Origin of the sequence: Synechococcus sp. Cruz-7E5 (genome assembly GCF_024345995.1) — a bacterium.
In the GTDB taxonomy this organism is placed as follows: domain Bacteria; phylum Cyanobacteriota; class Cyanobacteriia; order PCC-6307; family Cyanobiaceae; genus Regnicoccus_A.
Genome location: NZ_JAGQCE010000019.1, coordinates 13,328 through 29,307 on the forward strand (window position 1 = coordinate 13,328; position 15,980 = coordinate 29,307).

The 15,980-nt window shown below is 67.0% G+C and carries 20 protein-coding genes; 9 read left to right on the top strand and 11 right to left on the bottom strand.

All coding sequences use genetic code 11. The annotated features are described in order from the left end of the window. Window positions 1-15: 15 nt before the first annotated feature. Together KBY77_RS15125 and KBY77_RS15130 are read right to left on the bottom strand one after the other, a co-directional pair. Window positions 16-444: a hypothetical protein gene (locus KBY77_RS15125; protein ID WP_094556463.1), complete on the bottom strand. Its 429-nt coding sequence runs from the start codon at window positions 442-444 to the stop codon at window positions 16-18. 56 nt (window positions 445-500) lie between these two features. Continuing rightward, window positions 501-929, bottom strand: coding sequence for an iron-sulfur cluster assembly accessory protein (locus KBY77_RS15130; protein WP_255094612.1), 429 nt, complete (start codon window positions 927-929; stop codon window positions 501-503). A gap of 122 nt (window positions 930-1,051) precedes the next feature. Here KBY77_RS15130 and zds point away from each other — a divergent pair, with 122 nt between their 5' ends. The 3 genes from zds to KBY77_RS15145 are packed head-to-tail and all read left to right on the top strand — an operon-like array spanning window position 1,052 to window position 3,562. Further along, complete coding sequence (gene zds, locus KBY77_RS15135) at window positions 1,052-2,536, top strand: 9,9'-di-cis-zeta-carotene desaturase (RefSeq protein ID WP_255106241.1); 1,485 nt, start codon at window positions 1,052-1,054, stop codon at window positions 2,534-2,536. Between the two features lie 5 nt (window positions 2,537-2,541). After that, window positions 2,542-2,988, top strand: a complete 447-nt coding sequence (locus tag KBY77_RS15140; RefSeq protein WP_255106243.1) for an SRPBCC family protein — start codon at window positions 2,542-2,544, stop codon at window positions 2,986-2,988. Between the two features lie 34 nt (window positions 2,989-3,022). Continuing rightward, window positions 3,023-3,562, top strand: a complete 540-nt coding sequence (locus tag KBY77_RS15145; protein ID WP_255106246.1) for a hypothetical protein — start codon at window positions 3,023-3,025, stop codon at window positions 3,560-3,562. On the opposite strand, the gene KBY77_RS15150 is transcribed toward KBY77_RS15145, so the two are convergent. The 5 genes from KBY77_RS15150 to KBY77_RS15170 are packed head-to-tail and all read right to left on the bottom strand — an operon-like array spanning window position 3,559 to window position 7,922. Then, the gene (locus KBY77_RS15150) at window positions 3,559-4,356 is read right to left on the bottom strand and encodes a uroporphyrinogen-III synthase (RefSeq protein WP_255106249.1); all 798 of its coding nucleotides are present in this window, start codon (window positions 4,354-4,356) and stop codon (window positions 3,559-3,561) included. The genes KBY77_RS15145 and KBY77_RS15150 overlap by 4 nt on opposite strands. Next, window positions 4,356-5,564 carry a TPR domain-containing glycosyltransferase gene (locus KBY77_RS15155; RefSeq protein WP_255106251.1) on the bottom strand — a complete coding sequence of 403 codons (1,209 nt, stop codon included), beginning with the start codon at window positions 5,562-5,564 and terminating at the stop codon, window positions 4,356-4,358. Before KBY77_RS15155 ends, KBY77_RS15150 begins: the two co-directional genes overlap by 1 nt. A 50-nt stretch (window positions 5,565-5,614) precedes the next feature. Beyond that, on the bottom strand, window positions 5,615-7,267 hold the full coding sequence (locus KBY77_RS15160; protein ID WP_255106253.1) for a glycoside hydrolase family 3 N-terminal domain-containing protein: 1,653 nt from the start codon (window positions 7,265-7,267) through the stop codon (window positions 5,615-5,617). Beyond that, complete coding sequence (rbfA, locus tag KBY77_RS15165; protein ID WP_255106255.1) at window positions 7,264-7,713, bottom strand: 30S ribosome-binding factor RbfA; 450 nt, start codon at window positions 7,711-7,713, stop codon at window positions 7,264-7,266. The genes KBY77_RS15160 and rbfA overlap by 4 nt, the downstream gene beginning before the upstream one ends. Window positions 7,714-7,715: 2 nt before the next feature. Then, window positions 7,716-7,922, bottom strand: coding sequence for a DUF751 family protein (locus KBY77_RS15170; protein WP_255094604.1), 207 nt, complete (start codon window positions 7,920-7,922; stop codon window positions 7,716-7,718). A 113-nt stretch (window positions 7,923-8,035) separates the two neighbouring features. Here KBY77_RS15170 and KBY77_RS15175 point away from each other — a divergent pair, with 113 nt between their 5' ends. Then, on the top strand, window positions 8,036-8,779 hold the full coding sequence (locus KBY77_RS15175; protein ID WP_255106257.1) for a glutathione S-transferase family protein: 744 nt from the start codon (window positions 8,036-8,038) through the stop codon (window positions 8,777-8,779). A 9-nt stretch (window positions 8,780-8,788) separates the two neighbouring features. On the opposite strand, the gene KBY77_RS15180 is transcribed toward KBY77_RS15175, so the two are convergent. Further along, window positions 8,789-9,484, bottom strand: coding sequence for a DUF6816 family protein (locus KBY77_RS15180; RefSeq protein ID WP_255106260.1), 696 nt, complete (start codon window positions 9,482-9,484; stop codon window positions 8,789-8,791). Between KBY77_RS15180 and KBY77_RS15185 the strand changes: the two genes are divergently transcribed. After that, window positions 9,483-9,746 (top strand): chlororespiratory reduction protein 7, encoded by a 264-nt coding sequence (locus tag KBY77_RS15185; RefSeq protein WP_255094601.1) that lies wholly within the window; start codon window positions 9,483-9,485, stop codon window positions 9,744-9,746. The genes KBY77_RS15180 and KBY77_RS15185 overlap by 2 nt on opposite strands. Window positions 9,747-9,824: 78 nt before the next feature. Here KBY77_RS15185 and KBY77_RS15190 read toward each other — a convergent pair whose 3' ends face one another. Next, on the bottom strand, window positions 9,825-10,487 hold the full coding sequence (locus tag KBY77_RS15190; protein WP_255106262.1) for a shikimate kinase: 663 nt from the start codon (window positions 10,485-10,487) through the stop codon (window positions 9,825-9,827). Window positions 10,488-10,590: 103 nt separating this feature from the next. Here KBY77_RS15190 and KBY77_RS15195 point away from each other — a divergent pair, with 103 nt between their 5' ends. Both KBY77_RS15195 and KBY77_RS15200 read left to right on the top strand, forming a co-directional pair. Next, a complete protein-coding gene (locus tag KBY77_RS15195; RefSeq protein WP_255106298.1) occupies window positions 10,591-11,529 on the top strand; it encodes a 6-carboxytetrahydropterin synthase in 939 nt (312 codons plus the stop codon). Continuing rightward, entirely contained in the window at window positions 11,526-12,173 is a 648-nt protein-coding gene (locus KBY77_RS15200) for a dihydrofolate reductase family protein (RefSeq protein ID WP_255106265.1), read from the top strand. The genes KBY77_RS15195 and KBY77_RS15200 overlap by 4 nt, the downstream gene beginning before the upstream one ends. Here the strand turns inward: KBY77_RS15200 and KBY77_RS15205 are convergent. Continuing rightward, complete coding sequence (locus KBY77_RS15205) at window positions 12,160-12,612, bottom strand: hypothetical protein (protein ID WP_255106268.1); 453 nt, start codon at window positions 12,610-12,612, stop codon at window positions 12,160-12,162. The genes KBY77_RS15200 and KBY77_RS15205 overlap by 14 nt on opposite strands. Window positions 12,613-12,658: 46 nt before the next feature. Here KBY77_RS15205 and KBY77_RS15210 point away from each other — a divergent pair, with 46 nt between their 5' ends. Further along, window positions 12,659-13,837 carry a GNAT family N-acetyltransferase gene (locus tag KBY77_RS15210; RefSeq protein ID WP_255106270.1) on the top strand — a complete coding sequence of 393 codons (1,179 nt, stop codon included), beginning with the start codon at window positions 12,659-12,661 and terminating at the stop codon, window positions 13,835-13,837. 22 nt (window positions 13,838-13,859) lie between these two features. Beyond that, window positions 13,860-14,282: a DUF4346 domain-containing protein gene (locus tag KBY77_RS15215; RefSeq protein WP_255106272.1), complete on the top strand. Its 423-nt coding sequence runs from the start codon at window positions 13,860-13,862 to the stop codon at window positions 14,280-14,282. Window positions 14,283-14,329: 47 nt separating this feature from the next. On the opposite strand, the gene KBY77_RS15220 is transcribed toward KBY77_RS15215, so the two are convergent. Then, window positions 14,330-15,934, bottom strand: coding sequence for a B12-binding domain-containing radical SAM protein (locus KBY77_RS15220; protein WP_255106274.1), 1,605 nt, complete (start codon window positions 15,932-15,934; stop codon window positions 14,330-14,332). Window positions 15,935-15,980 lie beyond the last annotated feature (46 nt).

Sequence of the window (15,980 nt, forward strand, 5' to 3'; positions counted from 1 at the left end):
TGGGGGCTCCAGGGATCAACCCTGCAGCCAGGCCTTGACCTTCTCCAGGGCACCCCAGCCTGGGCGCCGCCTGAGCCCATCGGCTATCGCCTCGTTCAGTTCGCTGGCCAGCTCCGGTGATACGGCGGTGATGCGCAGCACCAGATCGATGTGCTCCCGCACTCCTTTGGCGCCCGACTCGAGCATGGCCAGACAGAGGTTCACCCGCGACTGGGGGTCCTGGGGGTTGAGCTTTACCGCCATCCGGGCTGAGCGCAGCGCCGCTTCGGATTGGTCTTCGAGCAGCTGCAGCCAGGCCAGGCAGGTCCAGGCTGCCGCCAGGCGGGGAGCCTGGGACGTGATCGTCAGGAAGTCGTCGATGACGTCAGCGGCTGCAGCTCCCTGCTGGTAGCGGCCAATGGCCTGATCGAACAGGGCTTCGGCGGACTTGGTGGTGGCCGTCATCGGCAGCGGCTGCGGGTGACCCAGATTCCCACGCTGAAGGTCCGCATCTGGGCGGTTCAGACGGCGAAGGAGCTGCCGCAGCCGCAGGTCTGGCTGGCATTGGGGTTGGTGAAATTGAAGCCACCACCGATCAGGGCAGAGCTGAAATCCAACTGCATGCCGTAGATGTAGAGCAAGCTCTTGGGATCGCTCACCACCCGGAAGCTGGGGGCGCCATCAGGCTCATAGACGTAATGCTCGTCATCGTCGCGAATCGCGGCGCTGTCGATGAAATCCATGGTGTAGCTCATGCCGCTGCAGCCGCCGGAGCGCACTCCCACCCTCAGGAGCTTGTCGTTGCCCTGCTGCTGCATCAGGGCGGCCAGCTGCTTCATGGCCGGCTCGGTGATGCGGATGCCCTTGCCGTCCTTTCCGGTGTGAGTTGCCACAGGTGCCGCCGCGGCCTCCTGGGTCGGGGCGGGAGCATCGGTTGTGGGGCTGCTCATGGGCGAGGCCTGGGGCAGGTGGAACGGGTTGTCAGGACACTCTATGGATCAATCTCGAGCTCTGGCGTCCCGCCGTCGCCGTGGACGGCTCCATAGAGTCGGCTCACCTGAAGGAGTCAAGGGTGCGCGTCGCCATCGTGGGAGCTGGTCTGGCCGGTCTGTCAGCCGCGGTCGATCTCTGTGATGCCGGCCACCAGGTTGACCTCTATGAATCCCGCTCGTTCGTGGGTGGCAAGGTGGGCAGCTGGGTCGATGCGGACGGCAACCACATCGAGATGGGCCTGCATGTCTTCTTCTTCAATTACGCCAACCTTTTCGCCCTGATGCGCAAGGTGGGTGCCTTTGGCAACCTTCTGCCCAAGCAGCACACCCATCTGTTCGTCAACAAGGGCGGCGATCTGCGTGAACTGGATTTCCGCTTCCCGATCGGAGCCCCTTTCAACGGGCTCAAGGCCTTCTTCACCACCCCGCAGCTTGACTGGATCGACAAGCTGCGCAATGCCCTGGCCCTGGGCACCAGCCCGATCGTGCGTGGTCTGGTGGACTACGAGGGGGCGATGGGAGTGATACGGTCCCTCGACCGAATCAGCTTTCGCGACTGGTTCCTCGGCCATGGAGGCAGCGCCCGCAGTGTCGAGCGGATGTGGGATCCGATTGCCTATGCCCTGGGCTTCATCGACTGCGAGGCCATCTCGGCCCGCTGCATGCTCACCATCTTCATGATGTTCGCCTCCAAGACCGAGGCGTCCAAGCTGAATCTGCTCAAGGGTTCGCCGCATCGCTGGCTGCACCAGCCCATCCTCGATTACATCGAAGCCCGCGGGGCCAGGCTGCATCTCCGCCACCGCGTCAGTGAGGTCTGCTTCGACGAGGGGGCGGGGCCGGAGGCGGCGCCCCAGGTCACGGCCCTGCGCCTGGGTACCCCCGATGGGGAGATCAGTGTCGAGGCCGACGCTTACCTGGCGGCCTGCGATGTGCCCGGCATCCAGAGGCTGCTGCCGCCCTCCTGGCGCCGCTTCACCCAGTTTGAGAACATCTACCGGCTGGAGGCGGTGCCGGTGGCCACGGTGCAACTGCGCTACGACGGCTGGGTCACCGAGCTCGGGGAGGGCGAAGCCCACGCCGCTGCCCGCTGTGATCTCAGCCGTGCGAGCGGACTGGACAACCTGCTGTACACCGCCGACGCCGATTTCAGCTGCTTCGCCGACCTTGCTCTCGCCAGCCCAGCCGACTACAGGCGCGAGGGGGAGGGATCCCTGTTGCAGTGTGTGCTCACTCCCGGTGACCCCTGGATTTCCCGCCGAAACGACGAGATCGCCGCTTTGGTGGACGCCCAGGTGCGTGAGCTGTTCCCATCAGCCCGCGGCCTGAACCTGATCTGGAGCAACGTGGTCAAACTGGCTCAGTCGTTGTATCGCGAGGCCCCCGGCATGGAACCCTTCCGCCCGCAGCAGCGCACCCCGGTGGACAATTTCTTTCTGGCTGGCAGTTACACCCGACAGGATTACATCGATTCGATGGAGGGGGCCACCATGAGCGGACGACTGGCGGCAGCCGCCATCCTTGATCAGCCGGTACGGCTCGCCTCCGTGGCGGCTGTCGCCTGATCACCATGGGACGTTGGCTTGAGCACAGTGTGACCACGGAGATCAAGGCTCCGGTGGAGCGGGTCTGGGAGGTCTGGAGCGATCTGGAGGCGATGCCGCGCTGGATGCGCTGGATCGAGTCAGTGGTCACCCTTGATGACCCCGATCTCACCGACTGGACCCTGGCGGCCCAGGGATTTCGCTTCCACTGGAAGGCCCGTATCTCCCACCGGATCGAAGCCCAGCAATTGCACTGGGAGTCGGTGGGGGGTCTGCCCACCAAGGGGGCCGTGCGGTTCTACCCCCAGTCCGAGAGGCTGACGATTGTCCGGCTGACTGTCAGCTATGAGCTGCCGGGAATCCTTGCGCCCCTCATGGAACCGACCATCCTTGGAGGAATCGTCACCCGGGAACTCCAGGCCAACCTGGATCGCTTCCGGGACCTTGTGGAGCAGGAGCATGGCCAGAGCTGAGCGGCATCAACCCGGCATGAACCAGGCGAGAACCGTGACGGGTCTCGCCCTGCTGCCGCTCCTGCTCGCTGGTGGCCTGGTGGGCTGTGGAGGCACACCTCCTGCCGATCTTGGTGCGGTGGCCCCTCCGGCCCCCGCTGCACCCGGGGCAGCCCCCACCGCACCCAGCAAACCCGCACCGTCGTCAGCCGCCATTGCCGAAGCAGGCTTCACCCCGCTGCCCACGGTCCAGCAGGTTGAGGCTGCGATGCCCCCAGGCCGGCTCGACCCCTTCGCGCCACTGGCGGTCACCAGGGTCACCGGTAAACCACGGGCCATCGTGGTCCAACCTCCGCTCACCCTCCCCGATGGTTTCCGTTTTCAGGGCGTGATCACCAGCGGCGGCCGCCCCATGGCTCTCGTCCAGTTCGGCGGTCAGAGCGGTTCCCTGGCGGTTGGTGATGCAGGCGGCCGCACCACAGACCTCCTGCCCGAGGCCTGGGGTGTGGCCTCGATCGATGTGCTGCGCGGCCGCCTGACCCTTGTGAGCCGTCAGGGCCAGGCCAAGGGCCAGGTGGTGATCGCCGAGCTCTAGGGACCTCCAAGGACGCGGCCGCAGGCCGCCATCAGCCCGTCCAGGTCATGGGGGTCGGCTTCTGCGTCCACCCGTCCAAGCAGCTCCCTGCAGGCGGTGCTGGTCTGGGGACCGATCGACACCAGGGCCACGGAGTCCAGCCGTTCGCGCCAGCCCTCCTTCAGGTCCTGCTGAAGCAGCTGCACGGTGTGGAGCACGGTCTTGCCGCTGGTGAAGGTGATGGCGTCCACCTGGCCTTGGCGCAGGGCAGCGGCGGTGGCCAGGGGGAGATGGGGCGGACAGCGGGACTCGTAGGCGGCGGCCTCCACCACCCGCGTGCCGGCTTCGGCGAAGGCTTCCGCCAGCAGAGTGCGTCCACCGCTCTGGACCCTGGGCAGCAGCAGGCGCTGCCCCCAGCCGGAGACAGGGAAATGTTCGATCAGGCTGTCGGCCACAAAGCTGGGAGGCACGAAATCGGCGGGGGCGCCCAGCTGCTCCAGTCGGGCTGCGGTCTTGCGGCCAACCGCCGCGATCTTGAGGCCGCGGGGGCGATCACTGAGGTTGCGCCCGATCCGCTGCAGCCGCTGTTCCACCGCCTCCACTCCGTTGACGCTGGAGAACACCAGCCAGTGAAAGCTCTCCAGCTCTTCGAGCGCATCATCCAGGGGCCCCCATTCATCGGGAGGGCCGATCACCAGAGCGGGAAGGTCGAGCACCCGGGCGCCGGCCCGCTCGAACATCGCGCGAGCTTCGCCAAGCTGCTGCTCGGCCCGCGTCACCGCCACCACCCGACCTGAGAGCACTGCCACCTCCATCAGTCGTCCAGTCTCACCATCGCTCCGGCCTGCCGCTGCAATTGCTCGGCGGCACTGGTCTGGCCCTGCTGCCGCAGCAGGGCAATGGCCTGGCGAAAACTGGCGCGGGCAGCACTGATGTCGCCCGCCAGCAGCTGGGCCACCGCCCGGTTCTGGTGGGTTTCGGCGTGCTCGGGGGCCAGGCTCACGGCGATGTCGTAGGCCTTGAGGGAGCCGCGAATGTCGCCGAGGCGGCGGCGGATCAGGCCGAGGTTGTACCAGCCCAGAGCCAGCTCGGGTGCCCCGCGCGTGACGGCTTCCGCCAGCTGGGCAGCCTCTTCTGAGGCGCCCTCCTGTAGCTGCAGTGCCGCCAGGTTCAGCCGTGCCGCGACCTGCAGTCGTGGATCGAGAGGCAGCGCCAGGGCCTCCCGGTACAGGGCGGCGGCCCTGGCGGGATGGCGGCTGGCCTCGGCCATCGCCAGGTGCAGCAGCAGTTCAAAGCGTTCGGGGTGGGCTCCGGGGGGGCAGCCAGCCAGCCCGGCCCTGAGCAGGGCAATCCCACGCTTCACCCGCCCCTCGCTGATCTCCAGGCCACCGAGTTTGGCGCTGGCGTAGGCATTGCCGGGGTGCTCCAGCAGCTCCTGCTCCATGGCCCGTCGCAGCTGCCGCGCCTTGCGTCCATCGGCAAGCCGTTCCGGCCGGTAGCCCTCATGGAGGATCGCCGGCTGGGGGCAGTCCACCACTTTCCAGCGGGTCTCCCTTGCCATCAGCTCGGCCACGCTGTCATCCACCATCGCGTGATAGGGGCGGCTCCAGCGGATCTGGGGGTGACGCCGGAACAGACGACTGACGCTGGAGTAAGGCGACTGCAGCGCGCCCACCTCCTGGCGCAGCAGGTTGATCAGCAGCGTGTCGGGATCGGCCATCAACGTGCGCAATGGTTCACGGGCCTCCTCCAGCAGCTGCTCATCGGCATCAAGCACCAGCACCCAGGTGCCCCGGACCCACTCCAGGGCCCGGTTGCGGGCGGGGGCGAAATCCCCGGGCCAGGCGATGCGCTCCACCCGGGCGCCATGGCCTTCAGCCACCGCCACCGTGTCGTCGCTGGAGCCGGTGTCCACCACCACCAGCTCATCGGCGAAGCCCGCCACCGATTCAAGGCAGCGGCCGAGACGCTCGGCCTCGTTGCGCACGATCATCGACAGGCTGAGCACGGCGGCGGCCCGCATCCAGGCGTGAGGTTAGGGGTGAGAGGTCAGGACTTCAGGCGTGATCGGGCTCAGTCGGTGAAGCCGCCCTCGGCTGGGCTGCTGGCGGCCAGGCCGAGCCTTGTGAGCAGGCCGGCCTGGGCCAGGGGCATCTGGGCGGGGCTGTAGCCCGCGGGAATTCCCCTGGGAAGCAGGGGCTCCAGGGCCTCCCACAGGTAGGGACTGCCCAGCACGGCGAGGCCCGCCAACCGACCAAGCCGCAGCAGCTGCCGGATCACCGCGGGCCAGGGTTCATCAGCTCCGGCGCTGCCGCGGAAAGGATTGCCGCGCACGAACAACTGCAGGAACAACGGCCCATCCGGCAGGCGATACATGGCGAGGGGTGCCTCGGCGTTCCCGCTCCAGGGGCTGGGCCCACGGGCGTCCAGCAGGCAGCATCGGTAGCCGGCCGCGGCTGGCCGCAACAGGGCCGGCGCCATCGCAGGCAGGAAGGGACAGGCCAGGCTGTTGTCCAGGCGGATCAGGTTGACCCCTGGCCCCGGCGGCAGGCCCTGGTGGCCCCGCGTGTTCAGACTCATCTCCACCAGCTCCCGCGCCAGGGCCTGATCCTGCGGAGTCTCCAGCTCGCCCAGCGCCTCCAGTGGTGCCATGGAGGCGGCCGGGGCCCGGGAGCCTGCGGCGGCCAGGGCCTGCTCGCGCCGCCGCAGGCTCTGGGTCAGCTGCTCCAGCGGCAGGCGCCGGGTGCTGAAGGCCTCCACCAGGCCGTCGATGGCTGCATCGGCATCGGCGGGCATCAGAATCAGATCCGACCCGGCCTCGAAGGCCAGCACGGCGGCCTCCGCTGCGCCCCAGCGCGAGGTGATCGCCTCCATCACCAGGGCGTCAGTGATCACCAGCCCCGTGAATCCCAGCTCGTGCCGCAGCAGCCCCGTGAGCACGGGCCGCGAAAGGGTGGCCGGCCGCAGCGGATCCAGGGCGTCCAGCTGCAGGTGGGCGGTCATCACCGCCGCGCAGCCGGCGGCCATGGCTGCCCGGAAGGGGGGCAGCTCGATCGCCTCCAGCCGCTCCCTGCCATGGGGCAATCGGGGCAATTCCAGGTGGGAGTCGTCACTGGTGTCTCCATGACCGGGGAAGTGCTTGGCGCAGCAGAGCACACCTTCGGCCTGGGCCCCCTCCACGAAGGCCGCCGCCAGTGCCGACGCCGTGGCGGCGGTCTCCCCCCAGGCGCGCACGTTGATCACCGGGTTGTCGGGGTTGTTGTTGACATCGCAGACCGGAGCGAGCACACCGTTGAGCCCCAGCAGGCGCGCCTGGCGCCCCGTGCACTGGCCGTAGCGGCGGGCCAGGGAGAGGGCGCCCTCAGGATCGCTGCAGTGCAGGCGCCCCACCGCAAGGGGCGGTACCAGCCAGCTGGCCCCCTCGAATCGCTGCCCCACCCCCTCCTCCACATCGGCGCAGATCAGCAGCGGTTGCTCCGACCAGTTCCGCAGTTGTTCGCTGCGCAGGCGAAGCTCGGCGGCACTGCCCCCCAGCAGGATCACGCCACCCACGCCTTCGGCCAGCAGCCGCTTCAGGGTGGAGTTCTCCAGTTCCCAGAGTGGGTAGCGCCGCTGACCGTCACTCAGGTGGCCGCTGCCGCGGATCACCAGCAGCCGGGCCACCTGCTGGCGCAGTTCAGCCGCCGGTGGCAGGGGCTCCAGGGTCAGGGGCCGAACCGTCGTCATCGCCCGCTGCCGTGGCCTCCGTCGCCGGCTTCAGCTGTGAGGGGTTCATCAGAGGGGGGAGGCTCATCAATGGCCAGTGCCTCCCGTTGCTGCCGCTCCTCCCCCAGTTGGCTGAGCAGCCCGAGCACCGCCCCGCCCCGCTCAAGGCCCCGATCGAGCAGGAACTGCACCTCGGGGGTGCGGCGCAGATTCAGCCGCCGTGCCAGCTCCCCTTTCACGAAGGGAGCCGCCGACTTCAGGCCGGCCAGGGTCGTCCGGCGGTCCTCGTCGCTCCCGAAGACGCTCACGAAAATCTTGCAGTGCTGCAGATCACCCGCAACTTCCACCTGGGTGACGCTGACCATGCCCAGCGAGACCCGCTCGTCCTTGATGCCGTTCACCAGCAGCTCACTGATCTCCCGGCGAATCAGGGAAGCCATCCGCTCGACCCGTCGGCCCTGTGCCATTCCTATGCCAGTGGTGCTGGATTCACCATGGCACGCAGCACAAGGCTCAGGCTGATCATTCCGCTCACCAGGGCCCCCACAAGGGCTACGGCGGTGACCGGGTTGCTGCGCCGTTTTGCCAGGGGTTCGAGCACGGAGTTGAACACACCGAGGCTGAAGGCCACCAGATAGCGCGGGTAGCGCGTCACGTTGAGGAAGAAGTCCTTCATGGCGCAGGCGGGGCAGTGGGTGGCAAGTCGTTGAAAGGCGAGGCAGTGGCGGGGTGCCGCCCACGCCGGGAGAACATGAGGGCTACTCTGCCGCCCAGAGGACCGTGCCGCCGATGCTCGAGCTCCACCAGTTCCGCCATTCCTCCTTCTGCGAGAAGGTGAGGTTGATCCTGGCCGCCAAAGGTCTGGAGTATCGCGTCATCGAGGTCACCCCCGGGTTGGGGCAGCTTGAGCTGTTCCGTCTCTCAGGTCAGCGTCAGGTGCCGGTGCTCGTGGATGGAGCCGAGGTGATCGCCGACTCCAGCTCCATTGCCCAGTACCTGGAGCGCCAGGTGCCCACCCCTCCCCTGATTCCCGAGGATCCGGCCGAACGGGCGCGGGTGCTCCTGTTTGAAGACTGGGCCGACACTGCCCTGGCCAGCGGGGTCCGTCAGGCTCTGCTGCAGGCGGCAAGCTCGGATTCGGTGCTGCGCGGCGCCCTGCTGCCTGAAGCCACCCCTGCGGTGCTGCGCTCGCTGGTGGGGGCCCTGCCCACGGATCTGCTCGCGTCGCTTGGCGACACCATCGGCCAGACGGAGCGGCGCCAACTGCAGGCGAACCTCGAGCAGCTGGCGGTGCTTCTCGCTCCCGGCCGCTTTCTCGTGGGTGATCGCCTCTCTCTGGCTGATCTGGCGGTGGCGGCCCAGCTGTCTCTGCTGCTCTTCCCGGCCAGCTCCGGTGCCCCCCTGGCTGGCCGTGGCGTGCCAGGCCTGGCCGACCATCCTCTGTTCACCAGCCTGTTCGCCTGGAGGGATGGCCTGTACCTCTCCCTCGGCCGTATTGATATCAGCGAGCCGGTTTCCCCCACCACACCCTGATCCTGGTACTCAGGGGTTGCGGCTGAGCAGCAACCAGAGGTGATGGCTGTCGACGGCATGGGCCACCAGCCCCTGCTCCGGTGACGGGTAGCTGGCCTGCCACTGCTCCGCCCGGATCAGTTCGTGGCCAGTAGTGCTGTCCACGAGCCGGTAGCGGCTCAGGGTCTCCACGCGGCTGATCCGGGCTCCCCCGGGGCCATGCAGCACCTGCAGGGCCAGCTCGTCGCTGAGAAAGCTGTCGCCAAGGGCCACAGCCTCCGAACCACCCTGGCTGCGGCGGCCGATCACGGTGGATTCCAGCTCCAGATCACCGCGCAGCAGAGCCAGCTGACGGTTGGGGTTGGCCGGGTCGTTGGCGACCGAGAGCAGCTGACCACCCAGCAGCGCATCGCCCACCTGGGTGGCGTTGAAGGCACGATCGCCCACCACTGCCCCTCGGTGATCCATGAGGAAGCGCACCGCGTAGGGCGGGATCGGCGCAGCACTGCCCTCCTCCAGGCTGTGGACCCACCAGGCCCCGGCGAACCAGTCGGGGTAGCGGAGGTCGCTGCGACCGGGTCGGCTGAGCGGAGCCGGCAGACTCCATTCCGGCCAGGCCACCAGCCGCCGCTCCAGCGCACCTGGGCCACCGTCGGCCGCCATCGCCTGCCCCGGCCAGAGGGCGATCAGGGCGGCGAGGATGAAGGCGATCCGTGAGCTGAGCATGTCCGATCCCCTGCTGAGGGAACTCGATCATTACGTGGTGCTGGAGCCCTCCCGGGGGGAACGCATTCTCTCGGCCGCCGAAACCCTCAGCTGGCTCACCACCCAGCTCGCTGAACTGGAAGAGCCCCCCGCCGACCTGCGCTCCCTGCCCAGCGACCGTGAACGGGCCGAGCGCCTGCTGGAAACGGCCTGTGAACTGGAGTTGGAGCCCGGCATGGCTGTTCAGTGGTTTGCCGTGCGCCTGGAGCCCCCGGCCCGTTGAGGCACGAACGCTTCCCAGGAAGTTTCAGTGAATATCTGTTTATCCCTCCAGACCTGAGGCCTCCTGCAGATCTGAGGCTCAGTCCGGTCCTGTTGTGGCGTTCAGGTTCGCCGCGCTGGCGCCGTTCATGTCGATCAGTTCGGCGGGAGCCTGGGGTGGTGCCTCCCGCTGGCGCAGCACCGTCGGGATCGCCTCCAGGACCTGCTGGGCCACTGCCGCGGCCGCCCGGCCGTCCTGGGGCACCCTCAGGTCGGCCTGGCTGTAGAGGGGCAGGCGTTGGTCCAGCAGCTGGCGTAGCCGCGACTCAGGATCAGCCGTGGTCAACAGGGGCCGCTGGCCTGGATCGGCTCGGAGGCGCTTCAGCAACAGCTCCGCGGGGGCGTCCAGCCACACCACCAGCCCCTGCCGCATCTGGCCCCAGTTGACGGGGCGGCTGACCACGCCACCGCCTGTGGCCACCACCAGGGAATGCCAGCAGGCGATCCGGTTGAGCACGGCCGACTCCAGTTCGCGAAAGGCCGCTTCGCCCTGGTGCTCGAACAGTTCGGGGATGGAGCAGCCGGCGTGCTGCTCGAGCACGCTGTCGGCATCGATGAAGCGATAGCCGAGGGCTTCGGCCAGCGGGCGCCCCACACTGCTCTTGCCTGCCCCCATCATCCCCACCAGGTAGATGTTGAGGCCCTCCAGGCTCCCCGGCAAATCTGGGGTGAAGCTGGCGGGGGAGGGGGGTTCAAAGGCCATGGGGGCTGGTCGGCGAAGACTTGGGTCCGGCGTTGCCAGGGGCGGAATCCCTAGGATGACCCGGCAGGACGCCGCCGAGTCGATGGCAACCGGGATCCTGGCGATGCCCGCCACCCCAAGTACTGGCGTTTCAGCCGGCATCAATCACCACGGCCGTGGCCGTGGCTGCGTGATCACCCGACGGGCCCTGTTCAGTGCCAGCCACCTCTACCGGTTGCCGGAGCTGAGCGATGAGGAGAACGCCAGCCGCTTTGGCCGCTGCAGCCTCGCCCCGGGTCACGGTCACAACTATGAGCTGATCGTGGCGATGGCTGGCCCGCTTGATGGCGACGGCATGGTGCTCAACCTCTCTGATGTCAAACACGCCATCCGTCGGGAGGTCACAGATCCCCTCGATTTCCGTTTCCTAAACGACTGCTGGCCGGAGTTCGATCTGAGCCGACCCGAGGGTTGCCTGCCCACCACCGAGGCTCTGCTCCAGGCCATCTGGAAACGGCTGGCTCCGCGCCTGCCGCTCGTCGGTCTGCGCCTCTACGAGCAACCCACCCTCTGGGCCGATGTCATCGGCAATCCCATGGAAGCCTTCCTCTCGATCCGCACCCACTTCTCGGCCGCCCACCGCCTGGCCCGCGAAGAGCTGTCCCAGAGCGAGAACGAATCGATCTACGGCAAGTGCGCCCGCCCCCATGGCCATGGCCACAATTACCTGCTGGATGTCACCGTTCGCGGTGCGATCGATCCCCGTACCGGCATGGTCTGCGACCTGGGCGAGCTGCAGGGCCTGGTGAACGAACTGGTGGTGGAGCCCTTCGATCACACCTTCCTCAACAAGGACGTGGCCCACTTCGCCAGCTGCGTCCCCACAGCTGAGAACATCGCTCTGCACATTGCCGATCTGCTCAGCGCCCCGATTGCTGCCACTGGTGCAGCCCTGCACAAGGTGCGTCTGCAGGAGAGCCCGAACAACGCCGCTGAGGTGTTCGCCGAAACCCCCCTGCTCGAAACTCGCCCCGCCGTGCTGGAGGCCCTGGCCGGCGCTTGAGCTTGCCCCAGCTGCGGCTGGTGCTGGCCATCAGCCTCGATGGCCGTCTCGCGCCAGCCCAGGGAGGTGCCGCCCAGCTTGGAGCTGCCGGAGATCGCGCCGTGCTCGAGGAGGCCCTGTCCTGGGCTGATGGCTGCCTCGTCGGAGCGGCCACGCTGCGCCTGCATCGCAGTACCTGCTTGATCCACCGCCCCGAGCTGCTGGCGCGTCGCCGCCTGGAGGGGCGCCAACCTCAACCCATCGTTGTGGTGGTCAGTCGCGGCCGCGGACTCGAGCCGTCCCTGCCATTCTTCTCCCAGCCCCTGGAGCGCTGGTTGCTTTCACCCGGGCCTGCCCAGCAGGCCTTTGATGGCCATGTGGCTCTTGGCAACTGGCGGGCTTCCCTGGCGGAACTGGCAGGGCGAGGGCTGCGCCGGGTGGTGCTGCTCGGTGGCGCCGAACTGGCCACGGCCCTGCTGGCGGAGGGACTGGTGCAGGAGCTGCAGCTGAGCCTCTGCCCACTGCTGCTGGGGGGCAGACATGGCTGGGTGAGTCCCCTGGCGCCCGACCTCTCGGGTCAGTGCTGGAAGTTGCTGGAGCACCGGCCCCTTGGGGGCGGTGAACTGCTGCTGCGCTACCGCTGCAGTGCGCCTACGGCAGCGTGACGGGGCGCTTGAAGCGGCGTTGAAGGTCATCCAGAGAGACTTCTTTGAGACTGTCGGCGGGCAGCCCCAGCAGCTTGGCAACGCAGCGTTTCACCACCACCTCGCTGTCGTCGCCAAGCCGGCCCCGGGCCAGTTCGCTGATCACCCCGAAGCTGCGCCCGCTGCTCTCGGCCTCGGAGATCAGGCAGGCGCTGGCAGGTGCCGCCAGACGGCGGCAGGGTTCCTTCAGGCTGCGCTCCAGGCTGGCCTGGCCGCCGGCGGCAGTGCTCACGCAGACGTCGCTGAGCTTTCTCTCCAGCTGGGGTCGCATCAGGCGCAGTACCGGCCCCAGCAGACTGGCCGCAGCGGGCAGGGGGCTGCCCAACCCGGAGGCCAATGCACCGGACAGCGTCAGGACTGCCGCCACCAGGGTCGACAACCGGTGCAGTCGTTGCGTCATGCCGTTAGTTTTGCCCCTCGCCGTCGAGCCCACGTGTTCCTCCGCCATGGCTGAGCTGCAGGCCCGCTGGCACCGGGCCATGACGGAGATTCCCCGTGAAGCCTGGCAGGAGCTCACGGGGCCTGCGGGTCTTCCGTTCTACGGCTGGCCCTGGCTGCACGCTCTGGAGCGCTCCGGCAGCATCGTGCCCCGCCAGGGCTGGCAGCCCTGCCATCTGAGCCTGTGGCGCCAGGAGCGGTTGATTGCCGTGGCGCCGCTCTACCTCAAGGGCCACAGCTACGGGGAATTCGTCTTCGATCAATCCTTCGCCCAGCTCGCTGGTCAGCTGGGCCTGCGCTACTACCCGAAGCTGGTGGGCATGAGCCCGCTCAGCCCGGTGCAGGGTTATCGCTTTCACATCGATCCCAGTGAAGACGAGGCAGAGGTCACGGCCCTGATGCTGGAGCTGATCGATCGCTTCTGCCGCGAACAGAAGATCTTCAGCTGCAACTTCCTCTACGTGGATCCCCAGTGGCAGCCCTTGGCCGAGGCCGCTGGCTGCGCCACCTGGCTGAATCAGCAGAGTCTCTGGTCCAACGATGGATTCAGCAGTTTCGAGGATTATCTAGCGGGCTTCAATGCCAACCAGCGGCGCAACATCCGCCGGGAGAGGCGCTCGATCGCCGCGGCCGGTCTGCAGGTGACTCCCCTGGCTGGGTCGGCGATTCCCGCCGCCATGCTGGAGCGGATGCACCACTTCTACGCCCAGCATTGCAGCCGCTGGGGGGCCTGGGGCAGCAAGTACCTCAGCGAGGAGTTCTTCCAGCTGGATGCCCTTGAGTTGCGAGAGCATCTGGTGCTCTTCAGTGCCCATCAGGGCGATCCGCAGGAGCCGGTGGCGATGTCGCTGTGCGTGCGCCATGGCGAGGCCCTCTGGGGCCGCTACTGGGGTAGTGATCGGGAGATCGAGAACCTGCATTTCGAGGTCTGCTACTACGCCCCGATCGAGTGGGCGATCGAGCAGGGCATCCGCTGCTTTGATCCAGGGGCTGGCGGTAGCCACAAGCGGCGCCGGGGTTTTCTGGCCGAGCCCCGAGCCAGCCTGCACCGCTGGCAGGATCCAGGCTTCGATCGGCTGCTGCGTCGCTGGCTGCCCGAAGCCAATGCCCAGATGCTCGAGGAGATCGGGGCGGAAAATGCCGAGCTGCCTTTCAGCCGCCGGGATCTGCCCTTGGGCACCTGCTGAGGCCGCTGTTTACGATCAGTGCATGGATCAGCGATCGTCGATCACGCCTTCACCCGCATCTGCAGCTACACCCTTGCAGGAGCTGCGAGCGCTCGATGAACGCCTGTCGCAGCGCCCTATCGATCTCGATCCCGCCGGCTATGTGCTGATCAGCCTGGATCGCGAGCGGGGAGAGTTGGTTGCGGAGCTCTACAGCAACGGCATCAATGCCAGAGGCCTGGCCACCGATCCTGACACCGGCGAAGTGCTCAGTTGTCGTGGAGCAGCCCCTCGCCGGCCGGTGACAGTATTTCGAGGCCGCACGGCCAAACAGCTGGGTATTCAGCTGACCGAGGGGCCATCCCCAGCCCCGATCAGCAGGCTGGATCATGCCCTCTATCTGGGCCGTGAACTGCAGAAGGCCGAAGCGGCCCTGCGTTCTGGCGACTCCTACATCCAGGACTGAAGGAGCTGCTGGCGCTCAGGGTTTCTCTCCGACATGAGCTCAGTGGGTCACGCCGGCTGGAGTTCTCTCACATCTGACGTGGCGGGAGGGGGTTCCGGAGGCAGTGACTGCAGTTGCACCTGAATCTCCTCGGTGACGATGCTGCGGTACTCCATGAAGTGCTCGTTGTGAGCGAGCACCACGAGGAACTGCTCGAGCTGATCGGGATTCGTACGGGCCATGGCCAACAGGTAACGCCAGAACCGACCGCGGGTGTCGCGGACCAGGCCCTGACGCCAGATGACGATCAGCAGGGCGCGCACGTCAGTCCAACTGGGAAGCTTGAAGCCGGAATGCTCAGGCTTGAGGAAGGGCTGCCAGCGGGGCTTGCCCACCTTGTGGTAGTAGCTGAAGACCCGATCCATGTAGGCGTTCGGCTCATAGAGGTTGCAGAAGGCCTCCACGTATTCGTTGGCTATGTCGCGGATCGGGCGGGTGGGCACGAAGTTGAGCAGATTAGTCTGGTTCACCCCCTTGGCGTCAGCCTTGTCCTGGATCAGCCGTCCTTCCTTTTCAAGCCGATGCCAGAGGCCGGTGTTGGGCAGAGCCTGAAGCATGCCCATCATCGCTGCGGGAATACCCGTGCGGGTCACGAACTCGACGATGCGGTTGCCGGCCCCGGATTTCTCCCCATCGAAGCCGATGATGAAGCCGGCCATCACCCTGATGCCGTAGGAGGTGATCCGATCGACGGATTCCTCCAGGGAGCTGCGTGTGTTCTGCAGCTTCCGGGCCGTTTCCAGACTCGCCTCATCCGGCGTCTCGATGCCGAGGAAGACACTGTCGAAACGGCTTTCGGCCATCATCAACATCATTTCGTCGTCGGAGGCCAGATCCACCGACGCTTCGGTGGCGAAGCTGAAGGGGTAGCCGTGCTCGATCTGCCATTGCTTCAGGGCCGGTAGCAGCAACTTGGCGTTGCGCTTGTTGCCAATGAAGTTGTCATCCACCAGGAAGATCGAGCGCCGCCAGCCCAGGTCGTAGAGATATTGCAATTCGGCGATCAGTTGCTCTGGGGTCTTGGTGCGGGGCTTGCGTCCATACAGAACGATGATGTCGCAGAATTCGCACTGGAACGGGCAGCCCCTGGAGAACTGCACTGACATCGAGTCGTAGGCGTCGAGCTCGAGCAGATCGAAGCGGGGAATGGGGGTGCCGGTCACATCGGGCTTCACGCCCTCAGAGCTGAAGCGGCCCTGCCGCTCGCCGCGCTCCAGAGCCTCGATGAACATCGGCAGGGTGATCTCACCCTCATCGAGCACCTTGAAATCGGCCAGAGCTATCTCTGGTGCATCAGGGGTCGAGCTGGCGAAGGGGCCTCCCACAGCCACGGGCAGACCCCGCTGCTTGGCCTTGGCGATCTGGGCGGCCATGTCGGCCTTCTGCACGATCATCCCGGAGATGATCACAAGCTCAGCCCAGGCCCACTCGGCCTCGGTCACTTCCCGCACATTGCGGTCGACAAGCTTGAACTCCCACTGCTGGGGCAGCAGGGCCGCCACGGTGACCATCCCGAGTGGCGGGAGCAACACCTTGCGGTTCACAAGCTCGAGAATTTTCTCGTAGCTCCAGAAGGTCTTGGGGAACTCCGGGTAGACGAGCAGAGCGCGCATGCTGATCCGGTTCGTAGGGCGACAGCCTAAGGGGAACCCACGGCAG